This window comes from Pontibacillus sp. HN14 (genome assembly GCF_021129245.1).
GTDB lineage: Bacteria > Bacillota > Bacilli > Bacillales > BH030062 > Pontibacillus.
Genome location: NZ_JAJOLR010000006.1, coordinates 79,756 through 101,293, shown reverse-complemented (window position 1 = coordinate 101,293; position 21,538 = coordinate 79,756). Strand labels below are relative to the sequence as shown.

General features: G+C 43.2%; 22 protein-coding genes. 5 read left to right on the top strand and 17 right to left on the bottom strand.

All coding sequences use genetic code 11. The features are described 5' to 3' along the window. Positions 1–40 precede the first annotated feature (40 nt). Positions 41–505 carry a hypothetical protein gene (locus tag LQ226_RS16845; RefSeq protein ID WP_231419183.1) on the top strand — a complete coding sequence of 155 codons (465 nt, stop codon included), beginning with the start codon at positions 41–43 and terminating at the stop codon, positions 503–505. 18 nt (positions 506–523) lie between these two features. On the opposite strand, the gene LQ226_RS16840 is transcribed toward LQ226_RS16845, so the two are convergent. From LQ226_RS16840 to LQ226_RS16795, 10 genes are all read right to left on the bottom strand, one after another. Further along, on the bottom strand, positions 524–1,561 hold the full coding sequence (locus LQ226_RS16840; protein ID WP_231419182.1) for a PLL family lectin: 1,038 nt from the start codon (positions 1,559–1,561) through the stop codon (positions 524–526). 85 nt (positions 1,562–1,646) lie between these two features. Further along, positions 1,647–2,135, bottom strand: a complete 489-nt coding sequence (locus LQ226_RS16835) for a hypothetical protein (protein WP_231419180.1) — start codon at positions 2,133–2,135, stop codon at positions 1,647–1,649. A gap of 112 nt (positions 2,136–2,247) precedes the next feature. Continuing rightward, entirely contained in the window at positions 2,248–2,946 is a 699-nt protein-coding gene (locus LQ226_RS16830) for a Na-translocating system protein MpsC family protein (RefSeq protein ID WP_231419179.1), read from the bottom strand. Positions 2,947–3,600: 654 nt separating this feature from the next. Further along, a complete protein-coding gene (locus LQ226_RS16825) occupies positions 3,601–4,443 on the bottom strand; it encodes a formate/nitrite transporter family protein (protein ID WP_231419177.1) in 843 nt (280 codons plus the stop codon). Positions 4,444–4,652: 209 nt separating this feature from the next. Then, the gene (locus LQ226_RS16820; RefSeq protein WP_231419176.1) at positions 4,653–5,117 is read right to left on the bottom strand and encodes a divergent PAP2 family protein; all 465 of its coding nucleotides are present in this window, start codon (positions 5,115–5,117) and stop codon (positions 4,653–4,655) included. 118 nt (positions 5,118–5,235) lie between these two features. Further along, entirely contained in the window at positions 5,236–5,517 is a 282-nt protein-coding gene (locus LQ226_RS16815; RefSeq protein ID WP_231419175.1) for a hypothetical protein, read from the bottom strand. A 32-nt stretch (positions 5,518–5,549) separates the two neighbouring features. Beyond that, positions 5,550–5,849 (bottom strand): hypothetical protein, encoded by a 300-nt coding sequence (locus LQ226_RS16810; protein ID WP_231419172.1) that lies wholly within the window; start codon positions 5,847–5,849, stop codon positions 5,550–5,552. Continuing rightward, on the bottom strand, positions 5,834–6,919 hold the full coding sequence (locus LQ226_RS16805) for an anti-sigma factor (protein ID WP_231419170.1): 1,086 nt from the start codon (positions 6,917–6,919) through the stop codon (positions 5,834–5,836). The genes LQ226_RS16810 and LQ226_RS16805 overlap by 16 nt, the downstream gene beginning before the upstream one ends. Then, a complete protein-coding gene (locus LQ226_RS16800; RefSeq protein ID WP_231419168.1) occupies positions 6,909–7,409 on the bottom strand; it encodes an RNA polymerase sigma factor in 501 nt (166 codons plus the stop codon). The genes LQ226_RS16805 and LQ226_RS16800 overlap by 11 nt, the downstream gene beginning before the upstream one ends. A 146-nt stretch (positions 7,410–7,555) precedes the next feature. Next, a complete protein-coding gene (locus tag LQ226_RS16795) occupies positions 7,556–7,771 on the bottom strand; it encodes a hypothetical protein (RefSeq protein ID WP_231419167.1) in 216 nt (71 codons plus the stop codon). 185 nt (positions 7,772–7,956) lie between these two features. Between LQ226_RS16795 and LQ226_RS16790 the strand changes: the two genes are divergently transcribed. Next, complete coding sequence (locus LQ226_RS16790) at positions 7,957–8,139, top strand: hypothetical protein (protein WP_231419165.1); 183 nt, start codon at positions 7,957–7,959, stop codon at positions 8,137–8,139. A 36-nt stretch (positions 8,140–8,175) separates the two neighbouring features. Here the strand turns inward: LQ226_RS16790 and LQ226_RS16785 are convergent, their stop codons facing one another. Then, the gene (locus tag LQ226_RS16785) at positions 8,176–10,368 is read right to left on the bottom strand and encodes an ATP-dependent helicase (protein ID WP_231419164.1); all 2,193 of its coding nucleotides are present in this window, start codon (positions 10,366–10,368) and stop codon (positions 8,176–8,178) included. A 219-nt stretch (positions 10,369–10,587) separates the two neighbouring features. Between LQ226_RS16785 and LQ226_RS16780 the strand changes: the two genes are divergently transcribed. Then, positions 10,588–11,802, top strand: coding sequence for a DUF4317 domain-containing protein (locus LQ226_RS16780; protein ID WP_231419163.1), 1,215 nt, complete (start codon positions 10,588–10,590; stop codon positions 11,800–11,802). 39 nt (positions 11,803–11,841) lie between these two features. Here LQ226_RS16780 and LQ226_RS16775 read toward each other — a convergent pair whose 3' ends face one another. Both LQ226_RS16775 and LQ226_RS16770 read right to left on the bottom strand, forming a co-directional pair. Further along, positions 11,842–12,306 carry a UPF0158 family protein gene (locus LQ226_RS16775; RefSeq protein WP_231419162.1) on the bottom strand — a complete coding sequence of 155 codons (465 nt, stop codon included), beginning with the start codon at positions 12,304–12,306 and terminating at the stop codon, positions 11,842–11,844. 32 nt (positions 12,307–12,338) lie between these two features. Further along, complete coding sequence (locus tag LQ226_RS16770) at positions 12,339–13,217, bottom strand: SMP-30/gluconolactonase/LRE family protein (protein ID WP_231419370.1); 879 nt, start codon at positions 13,215–13,217, stop codon at positions 12,339–12,341. A gap of 160 nt (positions 13,218–13,377) precedes the next feature. Between LQ226_RS16770 and LQ226_RS16765 the strand changes: the two genes are divergently transcribed. Further along, positions 13,378–14,091, top strand: a complete 714-nt coding sequence (locus tag LQ226_RS16765) for a DsbA family oxidoreductase (protein ID WP_231419160.1) — start codon at positions 13,378–13,380, stop codon at positions 14,089–14,091. Positions 14,092–14,234: 143 nt separating this feature from the next. Here the strand turns inward: LQ226_RS16765 and LQ226_RS16760 are convergent, their stop codons facing one another. The 3 genes from LQ226_RS16760 to LQ226_RS16750 form a co-directional block, all read right to left on the bottom strand. Beyond that, entirely contained in the window at positions 14,235–15,338 is a 1,104-nt protein-coding gene (locus LQ226_RS16760) for a DUF1648 domain-containing protein (RefSeq protein ID WP_231419158.1), read from the bottom strand. After that, positions 15,339–15,725: a GntR family transcriptional regulator gene (locus tag LQ226_RS16755; RefSeq protein WP_231419156.1), complete on the bottom strand. Its 387-nt coding sequence runs from the start codon at positions 15,723–15,725 to the stop codon at positions 15,339–15,341. Positions 15,726–15,868: 143 nt separating this feature from the next. Next, positions 15,869–18,844 (bottom strand): carbohydrate binding domain-containing protein, encoded by a 2,976-nt coding sequence (locus LQ226_RS16750; RefSeq protein ID WP_231419154.1) that lies wholly within the window; start codon positions 18,842–18,844, stop codon positions 15,869–15,871. Between the two features lie 361 nt (positions 18,845–19,205). On the opposite strand from LQ226_RS16750, the gene LQ226_RS16745 reads away from it, so the two are divergent. After that, complete coding sequence (locus LQ226_RS16745) at positions 19,206–20,087, top strand: NAD(P)-dependent oxidoreductase (RefSeq protein WP_231419152.1); 882 nt, start codon at positions 19,206–19,208, stop codon at positions 20,085–20,087. A gap of 81 nt (positions 20,088–20,168) precedes the next feature. Here the strand turns inward: LQ226_RS16745 and LQ226_RS16740 are convergent, their stop codons facing one another. Then, positions 20,169–21,470 (bottom strand): aldehyde dehydrogenase, encoded by a 1,302-nt coding sequence (locus tag LQ226_RS16740; RefSeq protein ID WP_231419149.1) that lies wholly within the window; start codon positions 21,468–21,470, stop codon positions 20,169–20,171. Positions 21,471–21,538: the final 68 nt, after the last annotated feature.

Below are 21,538 nucleotides of genomic sequence, written 5' to 3'. Positions count from 1 at the left end.
TAGAAAAACCACGTAATGCGCTTTTCTAGATGTCAGGCCTTTGATTCTAGACATGACGGGCTTCTTTTTAGTCGTCCGGCTCAGGATTCTAGACGTCAATGACTCCTTTCTCGACGTCAGGCTCAATATTCTAGACGTCCCTGGCTGCTTTCTCGACGTCAGGCTCAATATTCTAGTCGTCCCTGACTCCTTTCTCGACGTCAGGCTCAATATTCTAGACGTCCCTGGCTGCTTTCTCGACGTCAGACTCAAAAATCTAGACATCACTGACTCTTTTCTCGACGTCAGGCTCAACATTCCAGACATCCCTGACTCCTTTCTCGACGTCAGGCTCAATATTCTAGTCGTCCCTGGCTGCTTTCTCGACGTCAGGCTTAATATTCTAGTCGCCGCTGATTCTTTTCTCGATGTCAGGCTCAATATTCTAGTCGTCGCCGATTCTTTTCTCGACGTCAGACCCGGAATTCTAGACACACAAACGAAAAAAGCCTGCTACTCCACATAGAGCTGCAGGCTTTTCTATTTAGGAATACCACTTATGCCACATGTTGTCGTTTCTTCCTCTTACGAAGCAATCGACTCGTTTTCTTTCCCAGGATACCGCGCCCGGACTTGAACGGACGCCACCTTGAGGAGAGCCAAGGTCCTTCCAATCACTCCACTTTGTCGCTTTCCATGTCTTCTTCCACAAGCTATTATTGTCTCCGCGGACGAAGACATCCAGTCGGTTCGATGACCAGGAGGACGCTGCCGGAGCATTTTCAAACCCTCCACGCGGGGCACCAAGATTTTCCCACTCGCTCCAAGCGGCCCCGTTCCACCACTTATGCCACAGTTTGTCGTTACGACCACGTACGAAACAGTCAATTCGATTGGGTCCCCATGATACAGCACCTGGAGCATCACGTAATCCACCTTGCGGAGAGCCAAGATCTTCCCATTGACTCCAAGTGGCGCCATCCCACCATTTGTGCCACATATTATTATCCTCACCTTGAATAAAGCAATCCAGGCGTCCCGACTGCCAGGAAGCTACTGCCGGTGCGCCTTTCATCCCTCTAGGAGGGGCGCCAAGGTCTTCCCAACCTCTCCACTGTGAACCATCCCACCACTTATGCCACATGCGGTCATTTCTACCACGTACGAAACAGTCAATTCGATTGGCACCCCATGATACAGCCGCCGGATAACTTCTTAGCCCGCCTCGTGGGGCGCCGAGATTCTCCCATTCCCTCCAGCGCGAACCATCCCACCATTTGTGCCACATGGCGTTATCCTCGCCCCGCACGAAGCAGTCCAAACGATTAGGCTGCCAGGAAGCCACAGCAGGTGCGCCCTTCATTCCTCTTGGCGGGGAACCTAAGTCTTCCCATGACTTCCAGCTGGCCCGATAAGCAGGTTCTGTATACGGCTCTACAGGAGGCTGGTACCCATAGGTTGTTGAAGGTTCATAATAAGGTTGTTGATAGGGCACATTCCCTCCCTGCCATCCTTGTCGTAATTGGTTATCATAAGGAGCTTGAATTTGATAAGGATCATAATACCCATTCGAATTCCACATTGATGTTCCTCCTATCCAGGCTATTCTTTACACTTTATGCCCAGGTCAGGAGGTTTAGAGGTCGTCCACTTGAAAAAAAGTCTTATCATCCCTCTTTTTCAAAGTCCGGGAATTTGTTATGACGAACCAAATCGTAAATCACCCTTCCATTACTCGGCTGTCCATCTGGATAATAAACAGGAAGAAAGTCAAATAAGACAAAATAAAACGCATAGAAAATAAACTGCGTCCAGAACGATTCCATGGGAATGCCATCGACTGCTAAAAGAGCGTTAACTCCAATCGCAACAATGATGTTACTCATAATAGGGGCTGAATAAATCACAATGTGCGCCCATTTCTTATCGAATTTCAAAGAATCATAGCTACACCAGCTGTACATAAAGTAATAACGACGAACTTCAAAAACCCCTAGCTGAAAGACTTTCGGACCGCAGCCAACTGTCACTTTCGAACTGCTCGCCCCTAATAAATAACTAGCAATTAAATAACCTCCTTCCCGAATGATTGATACAACGGGCAAAATAATAAATGCTGATAGGATCAGTTTAATGGCTCCTGCAATTCCAAACATGTTCTATTACTCCTTTTCTTTCTTTACAATTTATCCACAAAAAAAAGCCGAAAAGACGTCACATGACGTCTTTTCGGCTTATGTCTAGCTCTATTGTCTAGCCCATTTCCACCTACATCGGTTTATTCTTTTGAATGATTAACGTTATAAAACTCTGATCCAATTGAAAGTCCCAATCTACAAAGGTATCCATGATGTGAACATCCAAAATGGATTCATAGAGTCTCCGATCGAGCATATCTTTCTCTAACCTTCGTTTACTTAAACGCAGCGGCTGCTCATAACCAGAACGAATTAATTCTCTCTCAATATCTACTAGAATTCCTTTTCGTTGAATAACGAGCGTTCGATCATTTAAATAGAGAGAATTGGTCTCTTCCGGTTCTTTTTCTACTTGTGCGCTTACACGATTAATTTCTTTATGCAGCTTATCTTTTGCCGGATATTCGGCAAACGATTCATCTTTGTTCGTTTTATCTTCTGACAGGACGCCGAGGATCACTCCTGTCCGATTTTCTAATGACCAGTCATAATATAGGTTCTCTACATGCAGGTCAGCTACCACGGTTATGGTGGCTTTTAATTCATGCAACACCTGCTTCATTAAGAGATCTCGTGTCTCTTCGACCTTCTGATCGTGCCCTTGAGTACGAAGCACTCGTTCTGTTGGGGTGAGGAAATCCCGAAGATAAAATGTAATAAACGGATGCTTAATGGAAACATAGACCGAAGCCGGCCCTTTGCCATAATGCTCTCGTAAAAGCTTTCCGGTATAACTCGCTAACTCAGCTTGCATAGACTTCTCTTCCATCTCTCTCAACCCTTTTCTCTTGCAGTTTCTATTATTCTTCGATATACCACTTGAGAAAATAAGCTAAACAAAAGATTGCCGAAGCTGCATGTGAGTTGAATTGGAGCGTTCAAAAAAGCCAAAGAAGGCTGACCTTCGATGGCTTCGGTAGACAGTACTTGTGGTTTTCTATTATTGGAGAAAAGTTTATTCATTTCTCCCACAGCTATTATAACGCTGTTTCCATTATTTTTAAATAATAATGTTAAAACTTGGTGAAACAAAGTTATTTATATATTCATGCTCCATTTAGGAAGCTTGAATATAATACATTTTATGGGGTTGGGAACGCTATGTTTGATGAGAGGTTGGGGTGTCTGGGGAACGACTCGCTTTCCACGGGCCCCACACGAGGTGGGGTCGTTCGACGTTGTCACAGGACGTGACGGTTTTAGTCGAACTTCCGCTTCCTTATATGTTCCTCCTCAATCGCTACGCTCATTCCGGGGTCTCGTCTACCTCTCTCTCCCGTAGGAGTCTCCCCGTTCCCCAGACACCCCTGACTATAGTTTTACGAGCGTCCCCACAGCTGTAGGCATACCTTGAAAATCACCAGTTATTCAACCTTTTACTCAAGCGAAAGTAAAAAGAGTATTCTCCCCCTCTAGATCTAACTTAAACATGCGAGGTTTTGGATGGGCGTTTTTTTAATGGCTTTAGTGCTTTTATGGACATTGGAGCTGGTTGTTTTTTCTGATTTAAGTAGACGTAGACGGCTCCGACAAAGAAACCACCTCCGATGATGTTGCCAAGGGTGACAGGGATTAGGTTATGGATGAATCCTCCCATGCTCACGAGTGCTGTGTGAGGGGATGAGAGGGCTAGTGAGAATAAGGCGATGTTGGCAATGCTGTGTTCATAGCCTGAAATGAAAAAGGTGAACACGAGAAGCATCATCAAGAGAATCTTTGAGATATCTTCTTTGACTTGCATTGGAAGCCATACGGCTAAACACACAAGCCAGTTTGCTAAGATGGCGCGGAAGAATAGTTGAGAAGTCGGGACGTTCATTTTCTTCTCGGCAGCTGCAATGAGCAAGGATTCGTCTGGCAGAATTGTTTGAAGTAAGCCTGTCATGTAGATCATTCCGGTAAAGAATAGGATGCCGACCACATTTCCGGCATAACAGTAGCCCCACACCTTTAGCGTATCCACCCAGGTGGTTTCTTTCTTTAATGAAGACACCGTCATATACATCGTATTGGATGTAAAGAGTTCTGAACCGCCATAAATAATTAAGCAAAAGGCAATCCCGAAGAACAAAGCGTTTATCAAATAGGTTGAAGGTGCATGCTGTTCATAGAACGGTTGGGCCAATTGAAAAGATAGAATAAGTGCAAATCCAATATATATGCCTGCGAGCGCCGCCCTTATTAAATAATGACTCGGGCTCACCTCCACCATTTCTTTCTTCCCTAATGCTTTTTCTATAAGTAGGTCAATCGTTTTCTCCTCCATGTTAACCACCACCTCAATTAACTTGTGAACTATTTCACATATAATCATATGCTTGTTTCCTCTAATCAGCAACTGTTCTCACGATTTTGTCATATATAGAATTTGATAGCGCTTCCGATTCTGATATATATTGACATTTCCTATAGATATGGTTCCTCTTACTAAAAAAACCTCCCATACGTGTGTATGAGAGGTTCCGTATACGTTCATTACTTCTCCAGTTTCGCAGAACCAAAGCCTAGTAAACATCCTAAGATGGCTCCACCTAGTACCTCAACAGGTTGGTGGCCGAGAAGTTCTTTTAATTCTTTCTCACGTTCTACAAATTCAAAGCTAGGAAAGTCACCAGCTAAAGAGGCAAAACTATCTTCTAATTCATTAACAAGGCGTGCAATTTCACCAGTGTGGCGGCGAATGCCTTGTGCATCATACATGACAATTGCTCCGAAGACGGTTGCTAGAGCTGTTTCGGTGTGACGTGTTCCTTTATGAGAAGCTAAGTATGTGGCGAGCGCACACACGCCGGCAGAGTGTGAGCTTGGCATCCCGCCTGTTGTGGCAACCTGCGTTACATCCCATTTTCCTGAAAGCTTCTTATGGGTCAGGATCTTAAGTGCCTGTGCGATTCCAATGGATGAGATCGCGGTCAGAATTCCTCGGTTCATTTTCTTCATCGTTTCTTCCTCCAATCAATCATCTCATCTTCAGTATGGACTTATTTAATTCCATTACCCGATATTGAATGATTTAAGCGGAGAAATAGGCATCTATTCACACAACGGCTATAATCCTTTAAAAGATCACCCTGCCAACCCAGGCCCCATACCCTGTTTCCCACAAGTACAGGACAACCACCATAATACAGAACCAGGCTATTCTCCATACTTTCTCGTTTCGAACAAATTGAATGAAATAAAATACGCCCCAAAGCAAAAATGAGAACACGAGCGCGACCATTGCCGCAACATCTATACCACCTTCACCTATCCCAAACGCAAATAAAACGAGAAGATTGAAACAAAGAAGCACCAGTAAAACCAGTATATTATAGATATGAAAAGCTCTTTTATTCAAAGCTTACCCTCCTCTAAAAAGTTCCCTCACCATTAGGGAATTGGATAAACGGATAAACTGGCCACAAAATATAAGAATAAAATAACGTAGCAAGCACCGTTCAACAGAATTCCAAAGACAGAATAAGAGAATTTCTTTCTCAACCTAATCAGCCCAATTAATCCAAAAACGATCCCAATACCAGGTAATGGCATGAACAAAGCACCCGGAAGAATCATACGATCCGTTAGCACCAAAGCGTTCAGAAACACTAAGAAGATAAGGGCTAGGATGATGGATACCATCCCAAAGCGCGTTTCATTAGAAGAGCCTTTTTTCAATCGTAATTCCATAAGCGCACCTCCCCGACTTTCATATGCTGAATTTCCTTTTTGTCACGTAAAGACAGCAATTCTTCTACAGGTCCTGTCACGACACCGCCATAGATTGTAACGCCGTTCTTGTCTAGGTAATCATTCCGTTCTTTAAGGTCAAGCCACTTGGTCCTGGCTATATCTGTTGCCTGTTCTTCATACTGTTCTAACTCCCTCATAACCCGGAGGAATTGCTCCTTGTTCGAGCTGCCATTATCATCGATTCCTTCACGGGGGGACCATACCCGCTCGTTTGAATCCGTTGGATAACCAATTGGCGTTAGATAGCCGCCTTCTGTGCTTTTACCACTTGCCTCAAGACCTGTGTTAACAGCAAACCACTGCCATTCACTTCGCATGGACCCAAGTAGGTTCAATACTTCTCCTTCCTCATAAAGCTGATCAAAGGATACATATACTTCAGCTACCGTGCCATCAGGCAATGCTTCTAAGCGCTCCCAATCAGAATTGGGTGCAGGGTCATCAGGATGATAAAGCTTTTTCTCTTCTGGATGGGGGATATCAAGTGGTGGATCCCCAATCACATACTCCCGGTCCGGATAATCAGGATAATCCACCTTATCGAGCTCATAAAGCACATCCCAATCTCCAATCCGAACCTTCTCCCCGCCTATTTGTTTGTAGAGATCAAGGGAAAACGTAAGGTTAAAGAATCTGGCGCGAACGTCCAGACGATCGTCATCAATGGTGACATTCGGTTCTGTCAGATAAATGGTTTTCGTTGTGAGATCAACAAGCTTTCCTGCTTTCCCGACATAATACATCTTACTGCCTAATTCAAGAACTGGGATAATGAGGAGTAAAACCGTCAGTACAGTCGCAATCAGGGAAAAGCGCTGGTAGAACCATCCCTTCCGGATGACTTCCTGACTATTAATAAAAGGCTCTTCTTTCTCTTCTGACTGCTCCTCAAGAAATGATTGATACACATCAAACTTATCCAAATCTTGCTCCATTTCGTCTTCTTCCTCTTTCGATAATTCCCCTTCCTGATAGCGCCGTAGACGCTCTTTAAAATCATCCGTCATCTTCCTCCCACCTTTCATGAATCCACTTCTTTATCTTCGTCCGTCCGCGGAACAGATGACTCTTACATGTATTTTCTTTGATCGATAAGACTTGTGAAGCTTCCTTAATCGACAATTCATTCACATCCACCAACAGAATCGCTTGTCTCTGATTGTCTGGCAGCTCTTGTAACAACTCGTAGAAGACCTCCTGCTTCGAGCGATCTACCGCTTGATCTTCCGTTGTTACGGAATCAGCCAAAGTCCTGAAATCGCTTGGGTCTTTTGGATGGATCCGCTTCGTTTTCCGGTGATTGTCTACAAAGACTCTGTAAGCGATCGTAAACAGCCAAGGCTTCACCCGCATTGGCGGGTTCGCTCCAAGAGATTGAAAAGCCTTGATAAACGTATCTTGCGTGACATCTTCTGCAAGGTAAGGGTCGCCACACATCGATAAGATATATCGGTACACATCTTTTACATATTGTTCATAGTACTCCTCTATCTCCATGGCTCCCCTCCCTTCTGACCTAACCACGTATTTCATTTGGAAAAAGTTGCAGGTTATTCAACTTTTTATTCTCATTCGCTCCATAGTCAAAAGACCTCGGTTGCTAAGGGAAAACCTTAGCAACCGAGGTCCGTTCCGTGTTGTAGTTAGGCCGTGTCTGTTCTTCTCCACGTCATCACCATGATGAGGACAAAGAACGGGGAAAGCAAAAGAGCAGGACTATAGGTGAACAACAGATAGAATAGGACAGGAATCGCTCCACTTACGAGCGCACCTCTCACGCCATCTGATCGTTCCTTCACACAGTTCCCAGCATAAACCGAGGTAACAAACAAAAGTCCAATCACTACGATATGAATCATGGCCCCAATACTCATTCCGCCCAATCCCTTTCCTTATGTATTCGTAAAACGTTATCAGCCTTCTGTAATATTATTCCTTTAAATCCCATTATAACGAATTCTCCTTCTTTTGATAACGGAAAGCTTCTGTATAAACCACTGTCAGAGAAAACATACTAAAGCTGAACAAAAGGAGGGAATCAACCATGGCAAAGAAAACAAAGAAGCATGACGCAGAACAAAAGCATAAAAAAGGATTTGAACCGAAGAAAATGGATGTAGAATTCGGGCAGGAAGTGGCGGGCGAATTCGGAAGTGCTGCAGCGAATAAAGCACACAAAGAATCAGCTAAACGCGCACGCAAATCAAAGAATCCAGAACAAAATTAATCCCATAAAAAAAGGGCTTCCTCATTACAGGAAGCCCTAACTTCGTTTACGTAAAATCCCATTATCAATACAAATCTCCGCATTAAACTCTTTATAGCCAATCTCGTCAAATTGGATCGTAATGGCATCTCCACCATACTCTTTAATCACACCAGCACCAAATTTCTGATGCTCCACTGACTTTCCGACCTCAATTTCATCCCAGCCAAGTAAGCTCTCATCTGATAAATCAGGGGCTGGCTTTTTCCGTCTTGTCACAGCTCTCTTCTCATCAGGGAACTTGGCAATACGCCTTACATTTGTGACGAACTGGGACTCTGACACACGTTCTTGCCCTTTATAGCCATAGGTTAACAGCTCCAAATGCGTTCTGGCACGGGTCATCCCTACATAGAAGAGACGCACCGCTTCCTCCATCGGCCCATATTCCTTCTTACGGTACTGGTCCATATCATCTTTAGAAGGTACCACTCCGTTAATCAAGTCGATCATATACACTTTGTCATACTCAAGCCCTTTTGCACTATGGAACGTTGTCAGCGTAAGCGAACACGTCTGTTTATTATATTTAGATGTCTGGACCAACTGCTCAAGTTCTTTCAAACGGTCAGCGAATCCTTTTAAAGAACCCAGACCTTCTGCAATCTCCTCAAGCGTATCTAGAACCGTAAATAGATGTTCCCCGTTAAAGCCAAACTTCTCTACCATCTTCTGAATCGCTTTATCGTATCCGAGTCTGTCACGAATAACACGGATCGCTCTGGCTGGTTCCATCTTGTTCATTTCAGCGAATAGCTTCTTCGCCTGGGTCACGTTTTTCTTCTGATAAGAAGGAAGCTCTGTTTCAAGAAGGAGATCAAATACGGATTCCTGACTTTGTCGATTCTTAAGAAACGCGATCTGCCTCTTGGTGATATACGCATTAAACTTCGTATGAATTCTTTCTAGAATATCCGCCCGGCGATCATTGTACGTAAGCCTCATGAAGTTCAGAATGTCCTCAACAATCCAGTGCTTGAAGAACTTCGCATCAATATCTTTCATGTAGAAGTCGATCCCAGCTTTACTGAGCTTATCAGCAAGGGGCACAGCAGAGGCGTTATTTCTATACAGAACAGCGACCTCTTCTTCTGGGCTGCTCTTTTTCACCTGCTCCGTTACATACTTCAGCTGGTCCTCATAGCTACGCATTGCTTTAATCGCAATCGGGTTAGCTGAAGGGTTCTCTGTGAACATTTCTTTGTGAAATCGGTTCTGATTCCGCTTAATAAACTGATTAGAGACTTCAACAATCTCAACAGATGACCGATAATTCTGTGACATCGTCAAGACCGTAGCATCAGGATACGTCTTCTCAAATTGAAGAAGCTTCGTCACATCAGACCCCCGCCACATGAAGATCGACTGGTCATCGTCGGCTACGACACATAAGTTATCTTGAGGCTTAGCAAGCAGTTCAACAATCTCATGCTGAACGACGGAATTATCCTGACTCTCATCCGTTAAGATATACTCAAACTGTTGCTGATATCGATTTAGAATCTCAGGGTCATCCAACAAACTCTGATGACAATAGGTGAGCATATCGTCAAAGTCGAGCAACAGGGAGTGGGTATACTCCTTCTTAAACCGCTCATACGATTCGTAAATAGAAGCTGCATTCTTCACGTTCGCTTTCACTTTATAAAGCTCTTTCCCGGTAAGCATGCGATTCTTCACAAAACTAATATAGGTCATCAGCTCGTCCATCTCATCATCAGAGATTTGTGTCCCGTTCTCATCTTCAAAGAGCTTCTTCAGGATAAATTTCTTATGGAGCGGCACATGTTGACCGTCAAATCCTTTCTTCCACTCGCCCTCATTAATCTGTCCTTCGATTAGCTGAAAGTCTTGCCCTTCTTTCCTTAAAGCCTCCCGGACCACCTTGAAAGCGAAGCTGTGAATGGTGGAGAAATGAACTTTATCATTCGTTAATTCAGAGAAAAACTCATCAAAACGCTCTGACATATCCTGAGCCGATTGCTTACTAAACGTAATCGCCATAATGCGATCCGGCCTAACTTTCTTCTCTAGTAACAAGTACCCGATCTTCATATTAAGAGTTGTTGTCTTCCCTGACCCTGGCGAAGCTAACAGCAGCAGAGGGCCATCCGTATGCACGACAGCCTCTTGTTGCACCTCATTCAATCGAACTCCTGTTGCCTCTTCCATTCTTGTAAAGAAATCCATTAAAGCCTCTCCCTTTCATTTCATGTGAAAAAACGAAAAGAAAAATAGATGGAAGAAGGCACAGCACCCCTCTTCCATCTATTCCTCTCACGCGACTACTTCGGCCTATGTCCTACTCGTATTATATCTTCTATTTCTATGAGATTCTACCTCTTTTAAGGGAGTAAGCTATGTTAAAATATACTATTATAAGCACAACCACGTAGGAGTGAACGACCGATGGATAAGAAGGATATCGCCGGAATTCGCCGGCAGCTGAAAGTCGATAATGACCTATTAAAGATCCAGAACATCTTTAACGTCTATATTATGAGGGAAACAACTGAGATCTATCACCACCAGAGCCAGCCCTTTGAACTGCTAGAGCGAGAACAGCAGGAATTATTTATGAACAACTTCAAGAAATTGCTCACAGGACAGCTTGATGAGAAATTATTTGAACTTAAGTTTCAAAGAGAGGCCGAAAACCATGCGCAGCTCATCCTACATAAAGGCCTCTTAACCAATAATGTTCAGGACTGGATGCAGGAAATGCTCTATATGACAGAGAAAATGATCGCAGAACGCCCCTATGAACATGATGTCGTCATTACGTTCGTCCGGGCAGAATATCTGAAACCGACACGCAGAGGCGGTGGAGAATCGGAAGAAAGCGATCGTGATACCGTCTACTCTCATCCCTTCATTCTCTGTAGCGTAAATAAAACACAAGACCCTAAGAAAGAATATCAATTTGACTATGTGCAGAAAGAATTTAAGTACAACATCGAAGTCGACCCTGTGGTTGATCTGAATACCCCAATGGGAGGTTTCCTCTTCCCTACGTTCACGAATCACACAGCTGATGTGAACCATATTCTTTATGCTTCTGGAAAAGCTCATGAGCCGGATCTTCATTTCGTAGAAGAAGTGTTAAACGGAGAAGAGCCGATGACAGCGATGGAAGATAAGGCGGTCTTTGAGGAAGTCATTCGTGATGTTGTTGGGGACCAAATGAATCCCTCTACGCTTGGAAACGTCTACCGGGAGGTTAACCAGGTTGTTGAAGATCACGAGGAGGGGGATGAGCCTCCGAAGCTCGATTACAAAGACGTTGAACGGGTCCTCACAATGAGCGGTGTCGAACAAGAGAAAATTGATTCTGAGAAGATTAAAGAATCCTTTAAGAAGTACACAGAAAACGATAACTATGAATTAAAAGCAAGCAGTATTGTACCGAAATACAAATCAAAATCCATTAAAATCAATACAAAGCTCGCCAATATTTCAATCAGTCCTCAAGACTTAGAGCACGTCAAACAAGTCAACTTCGACGGAAGACGTTATCTAATGATTGAGCTAGAAGAAGACGCAGAGATCGAAGGCTTTAAGATGTTACCAGAAGCCTTTGGCGGAGCTTCAAAAGCAGAAGTTAATGAAGAGGGAGACAGTTAAACTGTCTCCCTCTTTTCCTTGATCAAACGTTTGATCAATTTAGGATTCGTAAGGAATTCCTTCATCCTCACACCATCTCTTAGCGACTTTGAGAAATTGAGTTTCGCGGTAAGCAACCCAATCTTCCTCAAGGCCCAGATCCCCGACCATATCTTTAAAGCGACGGAAAGCTCCTCGTCCACGGATGGCGCGGAGTAACTTGTTTCCTTTCTCTTCATCCTCTACCGATTGAGCAAAGGATTCCATCACCCTGTACTCGTCCAGGTCACGAGGTGTGGGCAATTCTACGAAGCGGCCATCCTCATCAGCTACAAACAAGTCAGCCCATTTGCGGTTTTCTTGCTGCCAATCAGGTAAATGATCAACTGGTTTTTCATCTTTTGCATCACGAATCTCATCATGTGTAATCTTGACCAATTGACCTGTCTCTTTGTCTAGATAGATATTTACATCGCCATCATTTATTTCTGCGTTTTCTGCAATGGTTTGAAGGTTCACTTTCATCAGTCTCATTCCTTCCTTACTATTTCTTGATCCTATCCTGAAAACTTGTAAGATTCGCAACCACGCACGTTGGTTTTCACTTTAAAGAGCCCGCCTGCATGTGGATATTTCTGAAGGTCTTCTTCACTCATGTCTTTCCTGGCAGTAGTGATAAACAGTTCATTCATGTTCTCTCCGCCGAAGACACAGCACGTTACATTGAGAGCAGGAACCTGGATTTCATCTACTTTTTCACCTGTCGCAGGGTTCCATCTGGACACTTTAGCTCCGCCAAAGTGCGCAATCCAAAGCATCCCTTCTTCATCGATCGTCATTCCATCTGGAGCACCCTCTTCCTGCTCAAATGAAAGTACTGAATCAGGATTCTGGATTTCACCTGTTGCCATTTCATACTGATACCGTACCACCTGATTGTCGAATGTATCAATGTAATACATGTACGTGTGATCCGGTGACCACGCTATTCCATTTGAAATGCCTACCCCAGTGACTTTCTCCTTAACAGAACGGTTCTCATCGAGGCAATAGAGAGTCCCGCTCCTCTTTTCCTCTTCTTTGTCCATTGTTCCTGCCCAAAATCTCCCCGCCGGGTCACACTTGCCATCATTGAAACGGTTATGAGGTAAATGTTCCTCAGGATTACAAATAAACTCGAACGTCTCACCAGCTCCATTATAAGCGTAAAATCCATTCTCAAGAGCAAGCACGGCTCCCCCATTTTCCCTTGGGGCAATAGCTCCAGGAACCTGTCCAACATCAATGGTTTTGTTCTCAGTAGTGTTAGGTTGATAAAAGTGGATTTGTTCCCCCAAGATATCAACCCAGTAAAGCACTTTCTTCTCACGATCCCAACTGGGTCCTTCCCCTAATAACGATTTCGAATCTACGATGAGTTCGACGTGCATCCCTATTCCTCCTCGGTGAGGCTTTTTGTCTTATTTTATACCCTTTCCACCAAGTATGTAATGCCTCCCTTAATAAAATCGATCCATCCCCCCCAATCACCTCACATGCCTATAAGCCTCGCTGATGTTATAATAGAGCCACGAAAGAAACATGGAGGTCGTTAACATGAGAATTGAAGTATGGTCAGATGTAGTTTGTCCGTTTTGCTATATTGGAAAACGTCGTTTAGAAGCGGCTATGAAGGAATTTGAACAAGCCGATCAAGTAGAAATTGATATACAGTTTAAAAGCTTCGAATTAGATCCAAATGCTCCAGTAAATAGCAATCAGACAACAAATGAAAAACTTGCTCAAAAGTACGGGAAAAGCTTGGAAGAAGCGAAAGAAATGACAGCAAACATGACTCAGCAAGCAGCTGCTGAAGGGCTTGATTTTGACTTTGATCGCACCATTCCAACGAATACGTTCGATGCTCATCGTCTGTTCCAACGAGCTTCTGAGAAAGGAATCGGCAACAAAGTATCAGAGCAGCTGTTCCATTCTTACTTTGAAGCCGGTAAACACGTCGGGGACCGCTCTGTCTTAAAAGAAATCGCCTTAGAAGCGGGTCTGTCAGAAGAAGACGTAAAAGCTGCCTTTACGGAAGAGAAATATGCTGAAGCTGTCAGAAATGATGAGCAAGAAGCGGGCCAAATCGGCGTTCAAGGCGTTCCGTTCTTCGTCTTCAACCGTAAATTTGCCATCTCCGGCGCTCAGCCGAAAGAAGTCTTCTTACAAGGGTTACAGAAAGCTTACGAAGAAGAGAAACAAGCACCGGCATTTGAATCCATTGGCGGGAAAGATACAGAAGTATGTACAGATGAAGGATGCGACATCTAAACTCTTCATTAGATGTACAGAAATAAGACAGGGCTCTAGAGCCCTGTCTTATTTTTTAACTAAATAGAATTGATCAAACGTTTGATCAAAAGCTTATCACCTTTGATATCAAAGGGATTTTGCCAATTTTTGAAGGATACTCTTTAAAGGAAAGACAGTAATAAAATTAGTAGTATTGGAACTACTAACACCATGTAAGCCATAGGACGTGCAAAGTTTATCGTCATTCCGATCCCGAACCGCTTCTCTACCAACACAGAAGGATCTTGCTTATTAAAGTAGATCATCCCACCGATCCAGTACCTGTCTTCATCATACTCCTCTATCTGATAATCTTGATCTGTCACAACCACTTCATCTAAATCAGAATCGACTTTCCCCACTTTAATGGCAAAGACGACCGATCCGGCCAATGTGAGAAACATGAAAATAAGAGGTACCAACATGATCATCATGTCGCCAAATATGTTCCCATAAAGCGTCATTACTTGCAGAAATGAGAATAGCATCGTTAGTAACAATGAGACCAATAGCAATAACCAGCTTGTGTATTTACGTAAGTTCATTTGCCTCTTTTTAGACGCTTGTTTATTGGTCGGGCGGATTTTAATACCAGAACGCTTCGTCATCTCGGTGATTCCTACGAACATTCCTTGAAGGACAAGCAATATAAGCGGAAGAGATAACACCGAAAAGACACTCTTTTCCGTATAAGCATCTGGTTTTCCATCCGCTCCCCAGTGGACCGGAATCTGATCTGGGAATTGATTATAGTTAGCTACTGTAAAAGCGATTAATCCAATCGTTAAAAGGACAGGCAGGGAAACCACATACCAAGGCAGCATTTCATCGTTGGCTCGTATAGTAAGGTCTGAGATTTTCACTTGCTTTTTCCCTTCAAACCAGCGCTTTTCCTTCTTCAACTTAGAGATCTTCACATGGAAATAGAAGTAAAGAGCAAGAGACGTAACAATCACGAGAAGCGGCAACATCATTCCCGCTAGCGCCATCTGGACATCGCTCGGACTCGTGCTCATGCTCCAAACTAAGAACGTGATAAGAACCCCAAGAGTTAACACACCGGTAATAAGAGAATAGATTTTCTTCGATCGCTTAATCACCGCGTGTTTCGTATGTTCCATCGGCACCGTCACACCAAACACAACAGTCCGTTTCACCAAGAACGGTATAGAAACTTGAATGACACTCACGATCAGCGTGGATAAGAATAAAATGATCCCTTCCATTTACTTCATCTCCCTTACATTTCTCATTATTGAGTCTACAAGCGCGTGAATCTGTTCATCATTCATCCCTGAAACCATAGCCTCAACAACAGTAGGTCGTAGCTTTTCAGACAATCTATCATGTTGCTCTTTAGAGATATCTTTCGTTGGATCCGCGTTTATAACAGCCCCTGATTTCGGTACGATCGTTATAACCCCTTTTGCCTCCAAGTCATGATAACTCTTATTAATCGTATGCATGTTCACACCAAGGTCTCCTGCAAGACCACGTACAGACGGCAATACATCACCAGCCTGCAATTCTCCGCGAATAATTTCTTCCATAACCTGCGTGCTCACCTGGGAATAGATCGGTATATCCGAGTCTGGCTCAATTTGAATATACATCCTCCCACCTCCATTCTGTTCTACTCTTATTATAACAAAATTGTTCTATTTGGTGTATAACAATTTGAAGAGGACAAAAAAAGACAAGAATCGATTTGCGATTCTTGTCTTTTTTGATTCTCATCTTAGTTTCATAAGAGATCTTAATTTGCTTGTTCTGGCATAACGACTTCCAGACTGACGTTGTCGATCTCAATGGAATGCTCTCCAGCAAATTGGCCCATTAGATATTTTAGAGAAACCGTATCATTTGCTGGCATCTCGAATTGATAAGTAAAAGTATTGTAGTCTTCGGTTAAGGAAACTTTTTCACTAAGGTATCGGTAATAACCAGCATTCTCTAACGTTACCTCGATATCACGTGGTACAGAAGATTTGGCGTCAAAAGATAACTCGTACGATATCCCTTTAGATAATTTTAAACCAGGTTGTTCTACAAGGACGCTCCAAGTTTCATTTCCTGCATTTGTGATATCAACATTCAAGGCTTCATCCACTACCTCTACATTAGCATTAGCATCAAAGTGAACGTAATTAGACCATAATTTCATACCTTCTAAGAAATAGCCATTCGTTAACGGACTCAAATCAACATCACTGTAATCAACATAACTAGATGTTTGATCCAGACGAACGTCATCCATATAAACGTTTGCCGCATCTCCACCCATGTTAAAGATCAGTTGACCATCCAAATCAGACATTTCTTTCGTCATTTCAAATGGAACGGTATACGTGTTCCATTCACTTCCTAAGGAAATAACTTCAGCTTCTTGATAAACCATGGATCCATCCTCATTCACAAAGCTAACGGATATCTCTTTATCTTGTTGAGCCTTCGCCCGGAATGTGAGGTCATAGGTGCTTCCTTTTAAGAATTGCAGACCGTTTTGCTTCAACTGAATATCTTTCATATCAGATCCGCCATCTGCAATATTCATATGCATAAATCGCTCTTCTGCTGTCACATAAGCTTCAGCTTCTGCGCTATTTTGGGTTACTGTTTCCCAGTAGACAAGTCGGCTGAAGTCACCTTGGTCGAATGTTCCGTTATACACATGGTTACCATCTGCTAACGGTTCTTTTTGATTTGATTCATCAACCTGCCCTGTAATGTCTTCTACTCTTACATTCCCAATCCAAACAGGGTTTGTTGAAGTCTGACCCATATTGAATTCTAAACGAGCGGCAAGATCTGTCTCTTGGTTAAGCGTAAACGTATATTCATATGACTGAACTTCACTTGTTAAGTTCATCGTTTGTTCACCAGAGTAATTGGCGTAGCCTCGTTCAGCACCACCAGATACTTTCGTCATCAAGGAACGATTCCCATCCGATTTAGCGTCAAAGCTCACCTTATAGGTGCGACCTTCACCAATCGAAACGTTCTGAATCAATTGCAGGGCCCATAGCGCATTACCCGGATTTATGATTTCCGTCTTGGCAAACGTAGTCCCGTTTACCTCATCTGTTTTAATACTACCTTCTCCAGCAAAGTCCGGTAGCGTAAGGAAATTCCAATATGTGTCGTTCATGTCAACGTTTGTTCCATCCACAATAGTGAATCCTTCATTATAAGATGTATCGTAAATCAGGTTTCCATCCTCTTGCGGTTGTTTCGCATCTTCAGGAAGAGTTTCAGGCTCATAGCTTGGCTCCACAGGTTCCATATAGTCACGACCTGTTAGTTCATAAACCCTCACATAGTCCACTTCCATCTTGCCAGGAAATTCAGTTGTCTCATCCACATCACCACCATACCAGCCACCAACAGCCAGATTTAAGATCATGTAGAATTCTTGATCAAATGGCGCAGGGAATGTGTAATTCGCTGCTTCATTGGTGCCTTTGCTAAACCATTTGTTTAACGTCTGGTACAGTTCACCATCTACATACCAGCGGAGTTCACCAGGCTCCCACTCAAGAGAGTAGGTATGGTAACCTGTGTAGTCCTCCCCTTCAGGGAAGTGGTATTCATCACCCGTATACGTATTGTTCGGCCATTCTTTACCGTAGTGAATCGTTCCGCCAACCGTACTCGTATCTTTTCCAGCTGCCTCCATGATGTCAATTTCACCAGATACAGGCCAGTTGCCGTAAACGCTGTCCTCAGGCATCATCCAAAACGCAGGCCAATAGCCTTGGCCCTCAGGAAGCTTCATACGCGCTTCGAATTTACCGTACTTTTTGCTGAATAAGCCTTTCGTTTTTAACTTGGCTGACGTATAGTCGTATGTTCCAAACTTATCTGATACCGTTTCTTCTTTCGCTTTAATCACTAAATGACCGTCTTCAATATAAGAGTTTTCTTTCGAATCGGTATAGTACTCCTGCTCATTGTTTCCCCAACCAGCAGCAACTCCATTTCCATCCTCATCCACAATCCAGTTTCCGAGGTCGTATGTCCACTTATCAGGATCTATGTCATCTGTTAAGAACTCATCATTCCAAACAAGCGTCCAGTCAGATGCTTCTTGTCCAAATGTATAGACAATCGCTTGATTGATGTCGGACTCAACCAATTTGATTGTATTTTGTATAGACGCTTCGATGTAAACATTACCCTCTACTGTCGCATGGTTCAGTACCGCATTACTAGCGCCTTTTGTTAAGAGTAAGTCCCCTTTAATCGTGACATTTTCAAGTGTAACGTCCGATTGGGTAATAAGAGCTGATCCCTCAACTGTCTTATTGGTGTATGTACCGGAAGTAAACACCGTATCAGCAAGAGACTGAATGTAAGCACCGGCTTGTCCCCACTTCACAGGCTTGTTAGACTTATCATCCGCATCCCATGTTTGATTTGGGAAGAAGTACGTTAATAGCTTAACAGCTTCACCGTGTTTAATAGCTGAATCCCCATCTCCCTCTTCATCTTGCCAATAACCTAGCTCTTCTGCTAGATTTAGGATCTCTTCTTCCTCCTCAGCAAATCCTACTGCTTGATTCAATAAATCTGCGAAAGCGAGTCTTGATGTCGCTGCATTTTCATTAGTAGGGTGAAAGTCTTTATGCTCCATCCACCTTCCTTCAACGTCTTTGCTTTTCGCTGCTTCCACTTGAACTGTACCGCTTAGTACCAAAGCTACCAACAGACAAAATACGAAAAGTTTCCTCATCCATCCAGCCTCCCATTATGTTGTTTTCAATACCGAAACCGGTTTCGTTTTCGGCATAAAAAATACTTCCATTGATCCATTCAAAGCAGAACGAATAGCCGAAAGCGGTTTCGAAATACCGAAAAAAAATGAAAGCGGTTTCTAATTGCTTTAATAGTATCATAGATCCCGGGCCTTTCAAGGAAAGTTTTTCGATATTTTTCTACAAACAGTCCCCCTTTTATGTCTGATTTGTCATGGATGGACATGAACAGCAAGACTTTATTTAGAACATCAACCTCTCTCTCCGATCGGTTTTCTATCATCCCTTTTATCTACCTGCTATACTGAAAACAGATTAAATGTGGGATGGTGAATACATATGAGTAAAACAGTTGGATTTATTGGCACAGGAGTTATGGGGAGTAGCATGGCTCGTAACTTGATGAAAGCTGGGTTCCCAGTAAATGTGTACACTCGAACGAAAGCAAAGGCAGATGAGCTTGTTTCAGAGGGGGCCAAATGGCAAGAGGATGTGGCACAGCTAGCCGAAAGCTCAGATATCATCATTACGATTGTTGGCTATCCTCATGATGTGGAAGAAGTGTATCTTGGAGACCAGGGCATTATCCAGCACGCCAAATCTGGTTCCTACCTGATTGATATGACGACCTCTTCTCCAAAGCTTGCTCAACAGATCTTTGAACAAGCTAAGGAAAAGAATCTTCATGCCTACGACGCTCCTGTATCAGGAAGTGACATTTATGCAGAACAAGGGAAGTTAACAATTATGGTTGGCGGCGATAAAGAACATTTTAATGCCGTACTGCCTGCATTCGAAGCAATGGGACAAAACGTTGTGCTACAAGGACCTGCCGGATCAGGTCAGCATACGAAAATGTGTAACCAAATTGCTATTGCTTCTACGATGATGGGAGTCGTTGAAGCCATAACCTATGCGGAGAAAGCAGGACTCGATACTAAGACCGTCTTAGAAAGCATTCAGTTTGGGGCAGCTGGCAGCTTTTCCCTAACCAATTTAGCACCACGAATGATTGAGGGGAACTTTGAGCCCGGTTTTTACGTGAAGCATTTTATTAAAGACATGAACCTGGCTATCGAATCAGCTGACAGAATGGAACTACCGGTACCCGGCTTAAAGCTAGCTAAAGAACTGTATGACCGCTTAAGTGAAGCTGGTGGAGATAATGACGGGACGCACGCGCTTTATAAGTATTATAAGATGATGGCTGAGGATCAATAGATTTAGAGTTAGATTTAGAGTTAGATTTAAATAAAAGCTGGGGATTCTCTTTTTGTAGAGAATCCCCAGCTTTCTTATGACTTATTTATTTGAACGTTTAAGGATACTCTTAAAGTGCGTAAACGTATCAAAGCTTGCTTTCCCATGGTAAGCTCCCATGCCACTATCGCCTACTCCGCCAAATGGAAGGTAGTGCGTAGTCATGTGATTAATTGTGTCATTAATGGCACCACCACCAAAGGAAACGTTGTTCAGTACATCATCTTGTACCGTTTGATCATCAGAGAATAGATACAGCGCTAATGGTTTTGGACGATTTGCAACTATTTCAATCGCTTCTGATGTCTCGTCATACGTCAGCACCGGAAGGATTGGACCGAATATTTCATCTTGCATCACTGGATCTTCTAATGAAACATTGTCTAGAATTGTTGGCTCAATAAACAGCTGAGCTCGATCTGAATCTCCTCCAACAGCTAAGTCTCCATTATCCAAGAAGTTGTGCAGACGATCAAAGTGTCGTTCACTTACTACGTGGTTATAGTCACTTGCTGACACGTTTTCACCATACGTGTTTGTGATCGCTTCTTTAATTTTAGTGATTAATTGATCTTTAATACGGCTATGAGCAAGGACATAGTCTGGGGCTACGCAAGTCTGACCTGCATTGGCGAATTTCCCGCCTGCAATTCGTTTTGCTGTTTCATCAAGGTCAGCATCCTCATGCACAATAGCAGGACTTTTTCCTCCAAGCTCAAGTGTCGTTGGCGTTAAATTCTTCGCTGCCGCTTCTGCTACAATTCTCCCTACGCCTGTACTGCCTGTAAAGAAGATGTAGTCAACGTTTTCTTTCAGAAGCGCTGTACTTGTCTCAACTTCCCCTTCAACAACACATAAGTATTCTTCAGAGAAGTTGTCATTAATCATCTTCGCTAAAAGCGCTGATGTATTCGGGGTTAGCTCAGAAGGTTTCAACACAGCTGTATTCCCAGCAGCAATAGCTCCTACAAGCGGGTTAACGGCCAATTGAACGGGATAATTCCAAGGCGCAATGACAAGCGCTGTCCCATAAGGCTCAGGTGTAATATAGCTTGTTGCACCAGCATGGGTTGATGGCGTTTCTACTTCTTGTGGAGTAGACCAGGTTGGTAAATGCTCAATCATATGATTGATTTCCGCTACGACGAGCCCAATCTCTGCACGCTTTGTTTCTCCTTCAGGTTTATTCAAGTCCGCTTTTAGAGCATTCAGGATCTCCTGCTCATGAGAGTTCATAAGATTTTTCAATTTATTTAACGTATCAATTCGATACTGCACGTCTTTCGTCTTTCCTGTACGGAAAAATGATTTCTGCTTTTGTATAAGATCTTGATAGTTTTCCATAATCAATTCTCCTTAATAATGCGTTAATAGAATAAATGGATGTTAAAATTTTAATCTTTATTGCATCT

Excerpts from the sequence above, each read along its gene's own strand:
- LQ226_RS16840 (WP_231419182.1), bottom strand. The coding sequence starts at position 1,561 with ATGTGGAATTCGAATGGGTATTATGATCCTTATCAAATTCAAGCTCCT.
- LQ226_RS16750 (WP_231419154.1), bottom strand. The coding sequence starts at position 18,844 with ATGAGGAAACTTTTCGTATTTTGTCTGTTGGTAGCTTTGGTACTAAGC.
- LQ226_RS16780 (WP_231419163.1), top strand. The coding sequence starts at position 10,588 with ATGGATAAGAAGGATATCGCCGGAATTCGCCGGCAGCTGAAAGTCGAT.
- LQ226_RS16745 (WP_231419152.1), top strand. The coding sequence starts at position 19,206 with ATGAGTAAAACAGTTGGATTTATTGGCACAGGAGTTATGGGGAGTAGC.
- LQ226_RS16800 (WP_231419168.1), bottom strand. The coding sequence starts at position 7,409 with ATGGAGATAGAGGAGTACTATGAACAATATGTAAAAGATGTGTACCGA.
- LQ226_RS16765 (WP_231419160.1), top strand. The coding sequence starts at position 13,378 with ATGAGAATTGAAGTATGGTCAGATGTAGTTTGTCCGTTTTGCTATATT.
- LQ226_RS16775 (WP_231419162.1), bottom strand. The coding sequence starts at position 12,306 with ATGAAAGTGAACCTTCAAACCATTGCAGAAAACGCAGAAATAAATGAT.
- LQ226_RS16810 (WP_231419172.1), bottom strand. The coding sequence starts at position 5,849 with ATGGAATTACGATTGAAAAAAGGCTCTTCTAATGAAACGCGCTTTGGG.
- LQ226_RS16760 (WP_231419158.1), bottom strand. The coding sequence starts at position 15,338 with ATGGAAGGGATCATTTTATTCTTATCCACGCTGATCGTGAGTGTCATT.
- LQ226_RS16740 (WP_231419149.1), bottom strand. The coding sequence starts at position 21,470 with ATGGAAAACTATCAAGATCTTATACAAAAGCAGAAATCATTTTTCCGT.
- LQ226_RS16790 (WP_231419165.1), top strand. The coding sequence starts at position 7,957 with ATGGCAAAGAAAACAAAGAAGCATGACGCAGAACAAAAGCATAAAAAA.
- LQ226_RS16835 (WP_231419180.1), bottom strand. The coding sequence starts at position 2,135 with ATGTTTGGAATTGCAGGAGCCATTAAACTGATCCTATCAGCATTTATT.
- LQ226_RS16795 (WP_231419167.1), bottom strand. The coding sequence starts at position 7,771 with ATGATTCATATCGTAGTGATTGGACTTTTGTTTGTTACCTCGGTTTAT.
- LQ226_RS16755 (WP_231419156.1), bottom strand. The coding sequence starts at position 15,725 with ATGTATATTCAAATTGAGCCAGACTCGGATATACCGATCTATTCCCAG.
- LQ226_RS16820 (WP_231419176.1), bottom strand. The coding sequence starts at position 5,117 with ATGAAGAAAATGAACCGAGGAATTCTGACCGCGATCTCATCCATTGGA.
- LQ226_RS16825 (WP_231419177.1), bottom strand. The coding sequence starts at position 4,443 with ATGGAGGAGAAAACGATTGACCTACTTATAGAAAAAGCATTAGGGAAG.
- LQ226_RS16830 (WP_231419179.1), bottom strand. The coding sequence starts at position 2,946 with ATGGAAGAGAAGTCTATGCAAGCTGAGTTAGCGAGTTATACCGGAAAG.
- LQ226_RS16785 (WP_231419164.1), bottom strand. The coding sequence starts at position 10,368 with ATGGATTTCTTTACAAGAATGGAAGAGGCAACAGGAGTTCGATTGAAT.
- LQ226_RS16805 (WP_231419170.1), bottom strand. The coding sequence starts at position 6,919 with ATGACGGATGATTTTAAAGAGCGTCTACGGCGCTATCAGGAAGGGGAA.